Origin of the sequence: Micromonospora sp. S4605 (assembly GCF_003176715.1) — a bacterium.
Classification (GTDB): Bacteria; Actinomycetota; Actinomycetes; order Mycobacteriales; family Micromonosporaceae; genus Micromonospora; species Micromonospora echinaurantiaca.
Genome location: NZ_QGSW01000038.1, coordinates 1 through 14,854, shown reverse-complemented (window position 1 = coordinate 14,854; position 14,854 = coordinate 1). Strand labels below are relative to the sequence as shown.

The window sequence follows — 14,854 nt, the reverse complement described above, 5'->3', positions numbered from 1 at the left end:
CACCACCGGGGGTGGTGGGGTGGGCGATCCGGCGGGGACCTGTATCCTGTTCGGCGGAGGATTCGCCTAGAGGCCTAGGGCGCACGCTTGGAAAGCGTGTTGGGTTAACACCCTCACGAGTTCGAATCTCGTATCCTCCGCTCTCTTGAGCAGCACAAACGGAAGGGCCGGCCCCGTCAGGGACCGGCCCTCCGCGCTACGTCGCGGCGAACCTGATACCCACCCATCGTCGCGCCAGAGCTGCGCGGCGGTTTCGCGCTCGGCGTCCTGTTCCTTCCCGGTGCTGCCGCAGTAGGTCGATCACTTGAAGGGTGACGGTTGGCCGCCTCTCTTGGGGCTCGGCTGTCACGGTGCGTAACTGGCGCGCCGCCTGTCGCCGGGTATGCCCTCCTCCCATGGAATTTTCTCTCGGGATGGCGTCCGATCCGGGCCGAGTCGTTCGTAGAACGGACGACAGGCGGAGACGTCTGCCCGACCCGTGATGCTCAACCAGCTGGCAGGCGGGGGGCGCATCCCCATCGGGTCGCTACGTACACCGGAAGGTAGAGGCATGGCCAAGCTGATCTATGTGACCAACGTGTCGCTTGACGGCTATATCGAGGACGAGAGCGGAGCCTTCGCCTGGTTCCCGCCCGACGACGAGGTATTCACGTTCACCACCAACCTCGTGCGGTCCGTGGGTACCTTCCTGTACGGGCGGCGCCTGTACGAATCGATGGCTGTCTGGGAAACCGACGCTGCTCTAGCCGCGCAGTCCGGCCTCATGGCTGACTTCGCGAGCGCCTGGCAAGCGGCGAACAAGGTCGTCTACTCCACGACTCTCACCGCGGTGTCAACGGCCAGCACCCGCTTGGAGCGCCATTTCGACCCCGCCGTCGTACGCCAACTGAAGGCCACCGCCGGCAGGGATATCACCATTGGAGGCGCCAACCTGGCGGCGCAAGCCATGCGGGCTGGACTGGTTGACGAGTGCCAGTTATTCGTCTGGCCCACGGCCGTCGGAGGCGGCAAGCCGGGGCTGCCCACTGGCGTACGCGCGGACTTCGCGCTCCTCGACGAGCGCCGATTCCGAAACGGCGTCGTTCACCTCCGTTACCGCACTCTCGGCCACTGACCAGGGTCACCACCCTGATCTGGGCGCCACGGCCTTTGACGAGCGCCCGCCCAGCCATCCGGCGTCCATTTCGGTGGTCGGCCGTGCCCGCTCGTCGCCCGTCCTGCCCGTTCGCCTGGTTACCAGGATCGACGCGCCCCTCTACGGTGTCGGGGCATCCATACGAGCGGGGGTTCTGATGCGACGAAGCACCGCGAGCGTATCTGTGCTGGCCGTCCTGGCCGGCTTGGCGATCGGTGTGCCAGCGCAGGCCGCGGAGGGCGTCCAGACCATCACCCGGGACGGCGTCGTCATCGCCCACCACCGGGTGGCGAAACCGAGCACCCCGATGCGGGGGTTCGGCGGCACCCGATCCGACTTCGACGGCGACGGCGTCGACGACGTGGCGGCCACCGCCGACCCCTCCAACTACAACGGCCTGCCCTACCCCGCGATGGGTGTCGTCTCCGTGCGCTACTCGTCCGCGCCGCAGGTCGACTACTTCATCGGCCTGATGTCGCAGTCCGACAGTGGGTGCTCCTGCTTCGGCATGGCTCTGGTGGCGGGAGACTTCAACGGCGACCGCTACGACGACCTGGCGATCGGCGACCCGGACGAGGTGGATCCCGGGAACAAGGCCCACGGCGGCGGGGTCTGGATCATTCCGGGCAGCAAGGCGGGCCTGGTGCCGAATTCGGCGATCCACTTCAACCAGAGTTCCGCAGGCGTTCCCGACGTCGCGGAGACCTGGGACCGGTTCGGCGCCGCGCTGGCAGCCGGTGACATCAACGGGGACGCCCGCGACGACCTCGCGATCGGCGCGTACGGGGAGTCGGTCGGGAGCAAGGCGGACGCCGGCGCGGTCACCGTCCTCTTCGGCGGGCCGGCCGGCCTCACGGCCACCGGCGCCCAGCACCTGCACCAGGATCTGGCAGCGGTGCCCGGCGCGGCCGAGAACAACGACCAGTTCGGCTACTCGCTGGCGATCGGGAAGGTCGACAGCAACCGGTACCAGGACCTGGTCATCGGCGCTCCCCGGGAGAACGACGGCGTGTCCTGGAACGGCACCGGCATGGTCACCCTGATGTGGGGCGGGCCGGGTGGGGTCTCGACCACCGGCGCCACCTCGGTCACCGGTGCGGCCGTGGCGCCCGCGACCGGCGACGCCAACACCATCGCCTGGTACCTGGGTGACGTGCTCGCGATCGGCGACGTGAACGGCGACGGGCTCGGCGAGGTCGTCGCCGGGGCACCGGGCGCGCAGACCCCGCACATCAACGGCGGGCTCGTCGCGGTCTTCACCGGGCGCACCGCCGGCCTGTCGGCCGGCGCGGTGCGGATCTTCACGCAGCGTACGGCCGGCGTGCCGGGCGACCCCGAGGACGACGATCGTTTCGGCGGGACGCTCGCGGTCGGCGACGTGACCCGCGACGGCAAGGCGGACGTGCTGATCGGCGTCCCCGGCGAGGGGATCGGCTCCCAGGCGGAGGCCGGCATGGTCGTCCTGCTCAAGGGCTCCGCCGCCGGGTTGACCGGGACCGGGGCGCAGGGGTTCGACCAGAACCACGCGGTCGTCCCGGACACCGCCGAGCGCGGGGACAAGTTCGGCGCCTCCGTCGCCCTGCTGAACCTCGACGGCACCGGCGGGATGGACGCCCTCGTCGGGTCCGTCGGCGAAGAGGTGAGCGGCGACCTGGCCGGGTACCCGTCCGGCACCCTGGTCCCGTTCCACGGGGTCCCGCTCCCCGGCGCCCCCGGTGCGCTGACCCCGGCGAACACCTCGTGGAGCGGGCTGACCTTGCGCACCGAGGTCATCTGGCCCCAGCGGTACGGCCTGCGGATCGCCGGGCCGCAGAGCGGCGGGCCGCTGTTCTGACGCCGCCGCTGCCCGGCCGGACATGCCGGTCGGGCAGCGGCGCGCTCGCCAGAGCGTCACCGAGGGGCCGGTCCCACCGCGGGGCCGGCCCCTCGGCGTACGGGCAGGGGCTACTCGCGGGGGCGGGCCCAGCTGACGAAGCGGTCGGTCAGGTCGACCGGGAGCGGGCCCTGATCGAGCGCGGCGAGGTGTTCGGCGGCCTCGGCCTGGAGCGTCGCCAGGTAGACGGTCAGCGCCGCCCGATCGTGCCGATACTCCCCGAGCAGCCGCAGCTTCGCCGGCGAGCAGGGCCAGGCGATGCCGCAGGCGGCGCAGCGCCAGGTCGGGCGGGTCGGTGCATGGTCGCGGCGGCGGGTCACCACGACCGCACCTCGACGGGCCGGGCCTGGTCGACCCGGACGAGGGCGGAGGACTGCCGGATGCGCAGGGTGCCGTCCGGGTGGACCTCGTGGCCGCGTACCTCGGCCCACTCGACGCCCTGGAACGGCCCGCGTCCCAGCACCTCGGTGATCAGCAGGGTCAGCGGCCCTTCGCCGGTGCGGTACGCCTCGGCGGGCACCCGGATGGCCACACCGACCGTGAGTCGGTCCACTGTTGACTCGCTCCGCCGCGCCACCCCGGGCGTCGGTCCGCACACCGCTTCTCCCACGACCACTCTCCTTCCTGCGCGTCTCGTTACCCACCTTCCCGATAGTGGTCAGACAGATACAGGGCGTAGCGATATGGTGACCGGATATTCGAGACATCCGATGGGAGGGTCCGTGAACGACGCGCTCCGGGTGGCGCTCGGCGACACCGGGCACACGATCGAATCACTCGCCGAACGAGTCGGTGTCGACCCGAAGACCGTCAGCCGGTGGCTGACCGAGGACCGTATCCCGCACCCGCGGCACCGGGTGGCGGCGGCGGAGGCCCTGCAAAAGAACATCTCGGACATCTGGCCGGACACGTCGAGACGTCGTGACCCCATCTGGTTCCGGCCCTGGCAGGAGATCGAGCGCGAGGCGGTGTCACTGCGGTCGTACGAGTCGGTGGTCCTGCCGGGCCTGCTCCAGACCGAGGCGTACGCCCGGGCCGTGCTCGGCGGCGCCGGGCTGATCCCCCGCGCCGATGTCGAACGGCACCTGATGGCGCGGCTCGCCCGGCAGGGCGTGCTGAAGCGGGACGACCCGCCGCAGTTCACCGCCGTGGTGGACGAGGCGGTGCTGCGGCGGCCGGTCGCCGGCCGGGCCACCATGCACGAGCAACTGCGGACGCTGGTGGCGGTGTGCGCCGAACCGCACGTGCGGATCCACGTCGTGCCGTCGACGGTCGGTGCCTACGCCGGCCTGAACGGGCCGTTCGTCATCGCCACCAGCGCCGACCACCGGGTCGCCGGTTACCTCGACAACCAACTCCAGGGACAAGTGGTTAGCGACCCGGACGACCTCGCGGCCATGATGGCAGCGTGGGAGAACGTGCGCGGCGAGGCGCTCACCCACTGGCAGTCAGTCGACCTGATCAGGGAAGTGGCGGAGACATGGAGCTGAACGGCGCCCGGTGGCGCAAGAGCAGCCGCAGCAGCGGCAACGGCGGCAACTGCGTGGAGGTCGCCGACAACCTGCCCGGTGTGGTCGGCGTCCGCGACTCCAAGGACCCGACCGGCCCGGCGCTCGTCTTCCCGCCCGCGGCCTGGCGGGCGTTCGTCGCGCGCGTCCCCGAGCAGAGCTGACCGGCCGCCCGCCCGCTCCGGCGACGGGCCGCCCCCGCGCCCCGGCTGCGCCGGGTCGATGATGTCCCGAGGCAGCGACGCTCCGCCGGCCCCGGGCCGCACGCCGAGCGGCGGATCCCGTCGTACACATGTTCCATCCACAGCCTGTGGATGCCGGAGGGTTCGGATGAGTTACCAGCTCAGCGCCGTGGTGGCGGACGCCGCGCTGCTCGCCGAGCAGACCGGCGAGCTGGATCACGCGGTGCTCGGCGAGTTACGCCAGGACTTCGCGCTGCTGCCGGTCACTCCGCAACTGGTGGCGGAGCTGACCGGCGCGCTGCCGGACTTCTCGGTCGCCGACCGCGATGCCGAGCACCCCTTCCACCTGGTCCTCTCGCCGGCGCTGAGCGAGGTCCTGGCGCGCTGGTCGCGGCAGGGGCCGGTGGCCTACCTGGAAGCGGAGTTCTTCGGGGGCGTTGGCTACCAGTCGGCGGCGGTCTGGCTCGGTGGCACGCTGAGCTGGGGTCCGCGGCTCGACACCGCCTTCGACGGGCCGCGGACGGAGTGGCCGCTCAACGCCGCCCTGGTTCGGCTGGGCGCGGAGCCCGGCGCGTGGATCGACCCGTTCGCCGAACTGGGGCTGCACGTGGAGCGGAGCACCGAGGGTTGGCTGGCGCACGGGCGGCGGCGACTGAGCGCCGACTACTGGGACGAGCTGGCCGAGGAGTGGGAAGACCGGCAATCTTCCGGCTAGCAGCAACCTGAACGCCCCGGTCCCGTTGGAGACCCCGGGGGACTCCATGAAATTGCGACAATTCGCCTTCATTGCGGCGCTGCTGACGGCTGCCTCCGTGGCCGGCAGCGGCGTCCATCCAGATAGGTCGGTCAGCGGTCGACCGGCCGGCGCGGTGCAGGTCGTCGGCCTCGACGGGCTACCCGACATCGAGTTCGGCGACACCGAGAGCGAGCTGACCCGACGGGGCATCCTGCGTACCGACGTCATGGCCTGCGGCCCGACGTTGGCCGGGCACGAGACGGTCAGCCCGGTCTTCGCCGAGGACCGGCTGGTGCTGCTCTGGCTCGGTGAGCCGGTACGTACCCCGGAGGGCGTCACCGCCGGCACCCCGGTCGAGCAGGTCCGGGCCCACTACCCGGCGGCCGTCCGGCTTCGTGCTCCACAGGGGACGTACCGGTTCGACGGCCTGCTCGCCCGCCGTGGCGACCGCGCGTACCTCTTCCTGCACGACGGCCGGACGGTCCGCAAGATAATCACCGGCTACGCCGACTGGGCCCAACGCCTCTTTACCGAGGGCCACGACCCCTGCTGACCGTCCAGACGCCTCATTGGTCATGAGATTGGCGGCGGTCAAGGAAATCGACATCGCCGCCAACCCCATGATCATCCTTGTGCGAGTGGACGGCGGACGGTAGAGACGACGCATGCGTGGGGTGAGCAGGGTCGTCCTGTCGGTGGTCGGCGTGGCATTGCTGGGGGTTGCCACCAACGTCGCCACCGGCGCGCTGCCGGCGGGTTGGTCGCCGTACCTCTGGCTGGCCTGGCCCCTGCTCATCGTCCTGGTGCTGGTCCTGGTGGCGGTGGAGGTCCGCGCGGCGCGCGAGCCTCGCGCGGCGACGCCGGCCGGCGCCGCGCGGGCCCGCCGGGTGCTGCTGGAACGGGTACGCCGCTACTGGGTGACCAGCGTCCTGGACCGCTCGCTGCACGAGGAGATCCGGATCGAGCTGGGCATCACGGCGACCGCCGACGACCGCCGGCACCCGTGGACGGTACGGGCCAGTCACCGGGACGGGTTCAGCGGAGTCCTCGACGCCCGGACGTCCATGGCGGCGCTCTTCGACCGGCTCGACCGCGCGGTGGTGATCCTCGGCGCGCCGGGCGCCGGCAAGACGACGACCCTGCTGGAACTCGCCCGGGACCTGCTCAACCGGGCCGAGGCCGACCCGGAGGCGCCGATCCCGGTGGTGCTCAACCTCGCCTCCTGGGCCACCCACCGCCGGCCGCTCGCGCGCTGGCTGGTCGACCAGCTCACCGAGCGGTACGGCATCCCGCCCGAGCAGGGGTCGGCCTGGGTGGCGGCCGGCGAGATCCTGCCCCTGCTCGACGGCTTGGACGAGGTGACCGAGGAGCACCGGGACGCCTTCACCCGGGCGATCGCCGACTACCACGCCGGCCAGCCGCTCACCCCGCTCGCCGTCTGCTGCCGCAGCGCGGAGTACGAGCGGCTCGGCACCGGTCTGCCGGTCTACGGCACGGTCACCATCCAGCCCCTCGGCCGGGCCCAGATCAAGCGGTACGCGGAGGCGGCCGGGCTGGCCGGGCTGCGGGCCGCGCTCGCCGCCGACCCGGAGCTGTGGGACCTGGCCGACTCGCCGCTGCTGCTCAGCATCATGGCCCTCGCATACGCCGACGGTCCGGCGTCCAAACCGGACACGTCCGGCTCCGGACGACAACGGCTCTTCGCCCGGTACGTCGAGACGATGCTGCACCGGCGGCCGCATCCGCACTACCCGCCGGCGCGGATCACCGCCTGGCTGACCACCCTCGCCCGTGAACTCCGGGACCGTGGGCAGACGGTCTTCGTGCTCGACCTGATCGACGAGACCTGGTCGCCGCGACCCGGCCGGATCGCGGTGGCGTCCCTGCTCGCCCAGGTCGTCAGCCTCGTCGCCGTGGGCGCGGTGCTCGGCCTCTGCGGTTGGTGGCTGTCCGAACCGCCCAGCCGGGTCGCCGCCGCCGGCATGGTGGTCCTGGCGGTCTTCCTGTACGTCGCCCACTACAACAACCTGCGGCTACTGGCCCACCTGCTGCGCCGGCAACGCGAGGACCTGGGCGGTTACGGCTGGTTGACGGGTTCGCTGATGAGCGCGGTGGCCGCGGTGCGGGTCGAACGGCCGACCGTGGCCGCCATCGGGGCGCTCTCCGTCGCCGTCGGGGTGCTCTCCGCCCTGCCGGACGCGGCCGACCTGACCTGGACCGCGGGCATCGGGTACGGCACCGGCTACTTCCTCGCCGCCCTCGCCGCCTTCGCCGCGCTGGACAGCGCCCACGTGCTGCTGTTCCTCCGCCCACCTCCACTCGCGGCGGACCGGCGTGAGGTGCCCAGCCCGCTCCTACGCCGCCGGCTGGCCTTCGTCTCCCGCCGGCTGGTGCCTCTCGGGCTGACCGCCGGCGGCCTGGCCGCAGCCGCCGCCGCCCCGCTCACCAGCGTGGGCGACGCGGTCCGGTTCGGGGCGCTGCTCGGCGCCGGAGCGATGCTGGTGGTGCTGGCCCTGGTGGCGCTCACGCCGGTCGCGGAGCAGTGGCTGGTCCGGCGGGGCCTCGCCCGTCGCCAGGTGCTGCCGTACCCGGTGCTGCCGTTCCTCAACTACGCCGTGCAGTGCCTCTTCCTGCGCCAGGTCGGCGACGGCTACATCTTCGTGCACCGGGAACTGCTGGACCACTTCGCGGCCGGGCCGGAGCCGATCCCCCACCAGCCGGCGGAGCCGGCGACCGAGACGGCGGCCCCGGCGACCGGGTCCGTCGCGGAGGGACGGGCGACCGGCTGAACGCCGCCCCATCGCACGGTCGGCGGATTGCCGAAGATCATTCTCCGTGGAATCATCTCCACGCCCGCGCAGTCGCCGCGTGGCGTTCATGGGGAGTTGAGTTGAGCGCAACCCTGCCCTCCCGCCCGGACAATCGAACCGGCAGAGGATTTCCACGGCTCGCGCTGGTCGCCACGGCCGTACTGACCGTCCCGGCGTTCCTGGTCGGCCCGTCCGCCACCAGTCCCGGCGGGACGACGCCGGCCGCGACCACCGCCGCCACGACCACCAGGGCCGCATCGACCGCAGCCGGATCGCCGGCCGCCGCCAGCGCAGTCACGCCCGCGCCGACCGCCTCGGCCCCGGCCGCCGCCCCGACGCCTACGTCGGCGGCTAGCGCGACCGCCGAGCCGACGGCGGAGCCGACCCGGACCCGGACGGCCAGGGTCACCCAGCAACCGTGGAACAGCCGCAACGGCACCTGCGGCGGTGAGCTGGCCCTCGGCACGGTCGAGACCTGCCCGTCGATCGTCGACCAGCAGCGGAACATCTGGACGTTCACCGCCACCGCCGACTCGGACACCCTGTATGCCCAGCTGGTGGAGCTTTCGGGTGCCAGCCTCTCTGCTCAGGTGACCGACTCCGGCGGCACGAAGTTCTGTGACATCGACCCCTACCGCGAGTACCTCACCTCGTGCCGGCTCGGCTCCGCGGGCAGCTACACGATCACGGTGACCACCGTCAACGGGAGCAGGGGCGGTTACACCCTCTCCGTCGAGTCGCGGCGGGCTCCGTCGGCGTGCGCGCAACTGCCGGAGGACGTCTTCTCCTGGGCGTCGGCCGGGCTCAGCGGCACCTACCCAGCCGGGTTGGCCGCCCGCTGCTTCACGTTCGACCAGCCCACCGGCACCAAGCTGTTCATCGCCGCGCCGCACCTCCGCGATCGCAGCGGCCTCTACGCGCAGATTCTGGACGCTAAGGGCTTCATGCTCTGCGGTTCCGTCACCGACAACTCCGACTGCGAGCTGAGCACGGCCGGACCGTACCGGCTCTTCCTCCAGCAGATCGACGGCGAGGCAGCCCCGTACGCCCTCAGGCTTCCGCGCATTTCTCGGGCGGTCGGCTGCGCGACGCTACCGCTGGCCCCGTTCGGCGACCCGGGAGCCGCCATCGGTCAGGGCCGTCTGGAGCCGAACCAGAAGACGTGCCACGCGTTCTCCATCACCACACCGGGTCAGGTCGCGGTTCGCATCCACCCGTCCGACGTGAGATGGAGGCTGTACGACGACACCGGGCGGTACATCTGCGGGGAGTCATCGTTGGCGGCGGACTGCGTCCTGGCCGCGGCGGGGAAGTACACGGTGCTGCCCTGGGGCGACAACACTGCCAACCCCCGGGACTACCAGCTGACGGTGACGCCGACGCAGCACGCCGAAGGGTGCGCCCCGGCCGTCGACACCGGTTGGGACCAGGCGACCGTCAGCGCACGGTTGACCTCTGTGGTGCAGACGATCTGCCACCCGTTCCAGGGCAAGGCCGGCGACCGGGTCGCCACCTACACCGCACCCGTCGAGATGACCAAATGGCTGGTCGGCGAGGGCGGCACCTGGACCTGCGCCTACTCGGCCCCCACCTCCGGTGGGTGTGTGCTCCCGGCCGACGGCACGTACCGGGTGGTCTGGTATCCGTCGCGGCAGGTCACCGACAGTCTCGGCCCGACATTCCAGCTGCAGATCCGGCGGATTTCCGACCCCACCGGCTGCCCAGCTCTCGTACCCGGCAGTTACGACGCCGCTCCGGTCGTGGGCCCGATCCGCTGCCGCACGGTCGAGATCGCGGAGGCTGGCGACTACCGGCTACGCACCGTCAGCGCGACCAACCAGGGCGTGTTGAGCTGGCTGTACGACCACCAGGGTCGAAGGGTCTGCGCCGCCCCCCTCTTCGAGCCCACACCACCCGCGTCCGGTTTCCCCTACACTTGTGCGCTTTCCACCGCCGGACGGTACACAGTGGTGTTCGACCCGTACAACGTCGTCGAGAACGACGTCGAGTACGCCGCAGCGCTTTTGCCGTGGGCTCCGTCGGGCTGCGCCAGCGTGTCCGACACCGGGTGGCGGGATGCGGCCCACCGGCTCGACTTCCCGGCCGCCGGGCAGATCAACTGCCTTCGGTTGACCAGTCCGGCCGGTGCCCGCATCGTTGAATCGGAGCCGGATGGGGTGAACAGTGACATCGTCGTCGTGGACGCCACCGGCACCACCCTGTGCGGCGCCTCCCAACTTCGCGGGTACAGCTGCGAGCTGACCGGGCAGGCCCCGTTCTACGCGCTGCTGAAGGGCCGAAGCGGTAAGCCCGCCGACGCCTACGCGGTGGCCTTCTCCCGGGTCGACGGGCCGCCCGCCTGCCCGGTGCTGCCCGCGGACACCACGGTCATCACCGGGGCGGACCGGTTCGTGACCTGCTTCTCGATCCCGGCCGATCAGCACGCCGCGACGGGAAGCGTCACCTGGACGCGCACCGCCGGCACCGGAAGCGCCAAGGTGTCGGTCTTCGACAGCCAGGGCAACCGGTACTGCCGGCCCAACGGCTATGACTCCGCCGGGACGCTCACCTGCAGCCTGCCGGTGGGACCGCTCACGGTGCTCCTGGAGGCCGACGGGCTGGACGCTACGTACCGGCTCGCCCACCGGGATCCCAGCGCCCCCACCACCTGAGTACTGGCAGACCGACTCAGCGTGGCAGCCCGTGGTCCGGTCGTACACCTGGAACGCCCGGTCGGTCCGCACGGACCGGCCGGGCGTTCCCGCTCCCAGCGACGGGTCAGCCCCGGCGGCCGCGCTCGCGGGGCGGGATCGGGTCGTCGTACGCCCCGGACGGGCCCGTGTAGCGCTCCCCGTCGAGGTACGGCAACGCGTTGGCGGTGCAGCCGTGCAGGCCCAGCGTCTGCTGCTGCATCACCGGCGCCGGTCGGCCCCGCCCCGGGCACCGCTCGTGCCCCATGCCCAACCGGTGCCCGACCTCGTGGTTGACCATGTACCGCCGGTAGGTGGCGAGGCTGGCGCCGTATCGCGGCACCCCCTTGACCCAGCGGGCCACGTTGAGCACCACCCGGCCGCCGTTGCGGCAGGAGGTGTAGCCGTCCGGCACGTCCCCGCACAGCTCGTCGCGGGTGCCGGGGGTCACCAGGTAGATGGTGAAGTCGGCCGGCTGGCCCCAGCCGACCCGGCGCAGCCGCAGCGTCCCGCCCGCGGTCCAGCCCTGCGGGTCGTTCAGCGTCCGGGTGACCTCCGCCGCGAACTCCGCCACCGGAATGCCCCGGATGTTCCGCTCCACCGCCACCCGGTAGCGCCACAGCCGACCGCTCCCGCCCGGCGCCGGGGTTTCGGCGGCGGCGCCGTACCACCGGTTGCCCCCGTCGGCCGGGTAGCTGACGGCGGCGGCCGTCGGCTGGGCGGTCACCGGCGGTGCGGTGGTGGCGGTGGCGGTCTCCGTCGCGACGGGCGGGGCGGGTGGTTGTCCGGCCGCCGGCAGTCCGCAACCGGCGAGCAGCGCGCTCAGCAGCAGCGGCGCGCCGATGGCGCGGGCCCGGCCCGTACTCTTCGTTGTCATGCGTCTCCCCTCGCCGCGCAGCGCCGGTCGCCGGTGGTGCGCAGCGGGGAGGACGGGTGGCCGGGCCGGAAAGTTGATCTCGCGCGGACTCAACCTTTCGTCGGTCCCACTCGTCCTGTCCGTCGTGGGATGCGCGAACGGCGGGCGGGGCGGGCATGGCTCGGGGTGACGCGGAGTTCGTCGAGTTCGCCCGGTCGGCGTCCGGTCGGCTGGTGCACGCCGCCTTCCTGATCACCGGCGACCACCACCAGGCCGAGGACGCGGCGCAGACCGCGCTGGTGCGCACCTACGCGTCGTGGTCGCGGGTCCGCGACAACGACGCCTACGGTTACGCCCGGACAGTGATGGTCAACCACCTGGTCGACAGCTGGCGCCGACCGATCCGCGAGTACCCGAGCGTGGACCTGCCGGAGCAGCGCCGGGGCGACGTCGCCGAGGAGGTGGCCACCCGGCGCTGGCTGCTCGACATCCTCGGCACGCTCAGCCCCCGCGAGCGCGCCATCGTCGTCCTGCGCTACTACTTCGATCTGCCGGAGGCGCAGGTGGCCCACGAACTCGACGTCTCGGTCGGGACGGTGAAGAGCACCAGCTCCCGTGCCCTAAAGAAGCTGCGCAAGGTCGGCGTCGGGACGCCGGCGACCCACGGGGTGGGCCGATGAACGAGGCGGACCAGCTCCGGCGGGCCATGCGGGCGACCGAACGGACCGGGCCCGAAGCCCTCGACCTGACCACGATCATGCGCGAGGGGCGCCGCCTGCGTCGCCGCCGGCGGCTCGCCGGCACCGGCGCGGCGGCGATGCTGCTGGCGGTGGTCGCGGGCGCCACGGTCGCCGTACGGCAGGCGGCGCCGCCGGAGCCGGAACGGTCGGCCGCGCCGGCGGTCACCGCGCCGGCCGTCCGTCCTTCGGAGCCCACACCAACCCCGGTGGAGCCGCGACCGGTGCCGATCGGTGGCGTGGTGGACAGCGGGATCCGGTACGGCAGCGACGAGCGGGTCTTCTACTTCGTCGCCGTCCACCTGCCCCACGAACCCCGGGTGAAGATCGGGCTGGTCGCCGGCCGGCGGGCCGCCGACGGCACGCTGACCTCGGACTTCCTGGCCAACGACGTCGAGGGCAGCGACCGGCGGCCGGGATTCCACGAGATCGGCTACGACGCGTACGTCTCCAGCGCGGACCGCCCGCCGATGCCCACCTTCGGCTACTTCGTGGGGCCGGCGAGCCGCATCATCGGCACCGTGGACGGCCGGCAGGTCGACGCCCGGTTGGCGAAGTGGAGCGAGGACCCGCGGGTGGTGATCTTCTGGTTCGACCCGCAGCGGCTGGCCCCCGGCGTACGCCTGGACGGCATCATCGCCCGCGACGCGCAGGGCCGGAAGCTCTGACCGCCGAAGGCGGAACGCCGGGCTGATCAGTGCGGATCTGCCGGGCATTCGCCCTCGCGTCAGGTCGGCTTGCTAACGGACAGCCAGTGAGCGGCGAAATCGGTGATGATTGCTCCGCCTCGGTCGTTCAGATGGATGTGGTCGACGAGCAGTTCACGTCCACCGTTGCGGGCGACCTCGTCCCAGCTTCGTCCGAACAGGTAGTGCTTCGCCGCCGCACCGAAGGCCACTGCGAAGCTGAAGTCGTACGGTGTCGGGTTGCCGTCGCGTGCGCGACTCGCGGTTGGTCGACGCCCGGCGGGCCTGACGCAACTATCGGATCCGGCAACGGCCCAATACAGTACAGGCACCGCGGGGCCGGCCAGCAGCGTCGGACAACGGCACCACAAAACGGGGCGTGGGCATTGGGCACGGGACTTCTGGCGCGTTCACCGCTGGTCCGGTTCGGCGGTAGGCTCCCGACTCTGGCGGACCGGTTCGACGGCCGGGCCAACAGCATCGGCGTGCTGCGGTTGACGCTGGCGTTCGCGGTGCTCGTCGCGCACTGCTGGCCCCTCGCGCTGGGCCGGCCGATGCTCGGCAGCGCCGAGACGATGCGGCAGACCGATGTCGGCAAGCTTGCGGTGTACGGCTTCTTCGTTCTTTCCGGCTTCCTCATCACTGGCAGTGCGCTGCGTTTCAGCCTGCCGCGGTACCTCTGGCACCGCGCGCTGCGCATCCTGCCCGGTCTGTGGGTGTGCCTGCTGCTGACCGCGCTGGTGATGGCGCCGGCGGTCGCGTACTACGAGTTGGGCACCCTTGCCGGCTTCTGGGACCACCCGTACGGCCCGTGGCAGTACCTACGGTCGAACTGGCTGTTCGCCATGGACCAGTGGACGATCTCCGGCATCCTCGGCGACGTGCCGTATGGACGCGGTCTCGAGGGCGGCGGCCCGGTCAACGGTTCACTGTGGACTTTGCGGTACGAGGTGGTCTGCTACGTCATGCTGGCGGCGCTGGTCGCGGCTTCGGTCCTGGCCCGGGCGCGCGGCGCCGTGGTGCTGCTGCTGCTCGGTGCGTACGGGGTCGTCGTCGAGGACTTCGTCCGGGGTGACGGGCTCATCGCCCGCCCGCCCAAGCACGGTGTGCTCGGCCCTTACCCGGTCGTCGGTGTGTTCGACAAGCAGGTTGTCATCTACCTGGCCTTCGTCTTCCTGCTCGGTGCGGTTGCCAAGCTGTACGCGCACCGGGTGCCCATGACCGGCTGGCTGGCAGCCTTCGCCGCCGTCGGGCTCGCCGTGACGCTGCGGTTCGGTGCCTTCTGGGTCATCGGTGTGCCGCTGCTGGCGTACCTGCTGCTGTACCTGGCGGTCGGTCTGCCCCGCTGGCTGCACTCCATCGGCCGCAAGCGGGACTACTCGTACGGCATCTACATCTACGCGTTCCCAGTGCAGCAGGTGGTCGCCCTGCTCATCGGGGTGCGGTACGGCTTCGTCACGTACCTGGCGGCGTCGACCGCCGGCACGCTGGTCCTCGCGGCGCTCTCCTGGCACCTAGACGAGTAGTTCCGAATCCCGGTCAGTGGTCGTAGGCGATCAGTGACCGGGTGACGGGTGCGCCGGTCTTGTTGTTGTGCCAGATGGCGGCAGCCATGGCCAGGAGACGCTGGGCCACCCGCAC

15 protein-coding genes, 1 tRNA gene and 1 pseudogene are annotated in these 14,854 nt (G+C 71.7%); 12 read left to right on the top strand and 5 right to left on the bottom strand.

Annotated elements, in window-relative coordinates; genetic code table 11:
* The first annotated feature begins 55 nt into the window (after window positions 1-55).
* The 3 genes from DLJ47_RS01595 (at window position 56) to DLJ47_RS01585 (ending at window position 2,969) form a co-directional block, all read left to right on the top strand.
* Window positions 56-140: transfer RNA gene (locus tag DLJ47_RS01595), tRNA-Ser, on the top strand.
* Between the two features lie 410 nt (window positions 141-550).
* The gene (locus DLJ47_RS01590) at window positions 551-1,114 is read left to right on the top strand and encodes a dihydrofolate reductase family protein (RefSeq protein ID WP_109898326.1); all 564 of its coding nucleotides are present in this window, start codon (window positions 551-553) and stop codon (window positions 1,112-1,114) included.
* A 178-nt stretch (window positions 1,115-1,292) separates the two neighbouring features.
* Window positions 1,293-2,969 (top strand): integrin alpha, encoded by a 1,677-nt coding sequence (locus DLJ47_RS01585; protein WP_109898325.1) that lies wholly within the window; start codon window positions 1,293-1,295, stop codon window positions 2,967-2,969.
* A 110-nt stretch (window positions 2,970-3,079) separates the two neighbouring features.
* Here DLJ47_RS01585 and DLJ47_RS01580 read toward each other — a convergent pair whose 3' ends face one another.
* Entirely contained in the window at window positions 3,080-3,331 is a 252-nt protein-coding gene (locus DLJ47_RS01580; RefSeq protein ID WP_109898324.1) for a flavin reductase, read from the bottom strand.
* The gene (locus DLJ47_RS01575; RefSeq protein WP_109898323.1) at window positions 3,325-3,561 is read right to left on the bottom strand and encodes a hypothetical protein; all 237 of its coding nucleotides are present in this window, start codon (window positions 3,559-3,561) and stop codon (window positions 3,325-3,327) included. Before DLJ47_RS01575 ends, DLJ47_RS01580 begins: the two co-directional genes overlap by 7 nt.
* Window positions 3,562-3,730: 169 nt before the next feature.
* Between DLJ47_RS01575 and DLJ47_RS01570 the strand changes: the two genes are divergently transcribed.
* The 6 genes from DLJ47_RS01570 to DLJ47_RS01545 all read left to right on the top strand — a co-directional run bounded on the left by DLJ47_RS01570 (window position 3,731) and on the right by DLJ47_RS01545 (window position 10,916).
* Window positions 3,731-4,498 carry a helix-turn-helix domain-containing protein gene (locus DLJ47_RS01570; protein ID WP_109898322.1) on the top strand — a complete coding sequence of 256 codons (768 nt, stop codon included), beginning with the start codon at window positions 3,731-3,733 and terminating at the stop codon, window positions 4,496-4,498.
* Window positions 4,489-4,680: a DUF397 domain-containing protein gene (locus DLJ47_RS01565; protein WP_109898321.1), complete on the top strand. Its 192-nt coding sequence runs from the start codon at window positions 4,489-4,491 to the stop codon at window positions 4,678-4,680. The genes DLJ47_RS01570 and DLJ47_RS01565 overlap by 10 nt, the downstream gene beginning before the upstream one ends.
* A gap of 166 nt (window positions 4,681-4,846) precedes the next feature.
* Window positions 4,847-5,413 (top strand): hypothetical protein, encoded by a 567-nt coding sequence (locus DLJ47_RS01560; protein WP_109898320.1) that lies wholly within the window; start codon window positions 4,847-4,849, stop codon window positions 5,411-5,413.
* An 82-nt stretch (window positions 5,414-5,495) separates the two neighbouring features.
* Complete coding sequence (locus DLJ47_RS01555) at window positions 5,496-5,987, top strand: hypothetical protein (protein ID WP_199235647.1); 492 nt, start codon at window positions 5,496-5,498, stop codon at window positions 5,985-5,987.
* 121 nt (window positions 5,988-6,108) lie between these two features.
* A complete protein-coding gene (locus tag DLJ47_RS01550) occupies window positions 6,109-8,223 on the top strand; it encodes an NACHT domain-containing protein (protein ID WP_158289760.1) in 2,115 nt (704 codons plus the stop codon).
* 101 nt (window positions 8,224-8,324) lie between these two features.
* Entirely contained in the window at window positions 8,325-10,916 is a 2,592-nt protein-coding gene (locus tag DLJ47_RS01545; RefSeq protein WP_109898317.1) for a hypothetical protein, read from the top strand.
* Between the two features lie 106 nt (window positions 10,917-11,022).
* Here the strand turns inward: DLJ47_RS01545 and DLJ47_RS01540 are convergent, their stop codons facing one another.
* Window positions 11,023-11,811, bottom strand: a complete 789-nt coding sequence (locus tag DLJ47_RS01540; protein ID WP_109898316.1) for a DUF3152 domain-containing protein — start codon at window positions 11,809-11,811, stop codon at window positions 11,023-11,025.
* 155 nt (window positions 11,812-11,966) lie between these two features.
* Here DLJ47_RS01540 and DLJ47_RS01535 point away from each other — a divergent pair, with 155 nt between their 5' ends.
* Both DLJ47_RS01535 and DLJ47_RS01530 read left to right on the top strand, forming a co-directional pair.
* Window positions 11,967-12,470 (top strand): SigE family RNA polymerase sigma factor, encoded by a 504-nt coding sequence (locus tag DLJ47_RS01535; RefSeq protein ID WP_109898315.1) that lies wholly within the window; start codon window positions 11,967-11,969, stop codon window positions 12,468-12,470.
* Window positions 12,467-13,195, top strand: coding sequence for a hypothetical protein (locus DLJ47_RS01530; protein ID WP_109898314.1), 729 nt, complete (start codon window positions 12,467-12,469; stop codon window positions 13,193-13,195). Before DLJ47_RS01535 ends, DLJ47_RS01530 begins: the two co-directional genes overlap by 4 nt.
* Before the next feature lie 59 nt (window positions 13,196-13,254).
* Here the strand turns inward: DLJ47_RS01530 and DLJ47_RS35580 are convergent, their stop codons facing one another.
* Window positions 13,255-13,425: a hypothetical protein gene (locus tag DLJ47_RS35580; RefSeq protein ID WP_158289759.1), complete on the bottom strand. Its 171-nt coding sequence runs from the start codon at window positions 13,423-13,425 to the stop codon at window positions 13,255-13,257.
* Window positions 13,426-13,698: 273 nt separating this feature from the next.
* Between DLJ47_RS35580 and DLJ47_RS01525 the strand changes: the two genes are divergently transcribed.
* Window positions 13,699-14,739, top strand: a complete 1,041-nt coding sequence (locus DLJ47_RS01525) for an acyltransferase family protein (RefSeq protein WP_158289758.1) — start codon at window positions 13,699-13,701, stop codon at window positions 14,737-14,739.
* A gap of 13 nt (window positions 14,740-14,752) precedes the next feature.
* On the opposite strand, the pseudogene DLJ47_RS01520 reads toward DLJ47_RS01525, so the two are convergent.
* Window positions 14,753-14,854: pseudogene (locus tag DLJ47_RS01520) on the bottom strand (IS982 family transposase); the annotation flags it as partial.

Excerpts from the sequence above, each read along its gene's own strand:
- DLJ47_RS01565 (WP_109898321.1), top strand. The coding sequence starts at position 4,489 with ATGGAGCTGAACGGCGCCCGGTGGCGCAAGAGCAGCCGCAGCAGCGGC.
- DLJ47_RS01585 (WP_109898325.1), top strand. The coding sequence starts at position 1,293 with ATGCGACGAAGCACCGCGAGCGTATCTGTGCTGGCCGTCCTGGCCGGC.
- DLJ47_RS01535 (WP_109898315.1), top strand. The coding sequence starts at position 11,967 with ATGGCTCGGGGTGACGCGGAGTTCGTCGAGTTCGCCCGGTCGGCGTCC.
- DLJ47_RS01560 (WP_109898320.1), top strand. The coding sequence starts at position 4,847 with ATGAGTTACCAGCTCAGCGCCGTGGTGGCGGACGCCGCGCTGCTCGCC.
- DLJ47_RS01590 (WP_109898326.1), top strand. The coding sequence starts at position 551 with ATGGCCAAGCTGATCTATGTGACCAACGTGTCGCTTGACGGCTATATC.
- DLJ47_RS01530 (WP_109898314.1), top strand. The coding sequence starts at position 12,467 with ATGAACGAGGCGGACCAGCTCCGGCGGGCCATGCGGGCGACCGAACGG.
- DLJ47_RS01540 (WP_109898316.1), bottom strand. The coding sequence starts at position 11,811 with ATGACAACGAAGAGTACGGGCCGGGCCCGCGCCATCGGCGCGCCGCTG.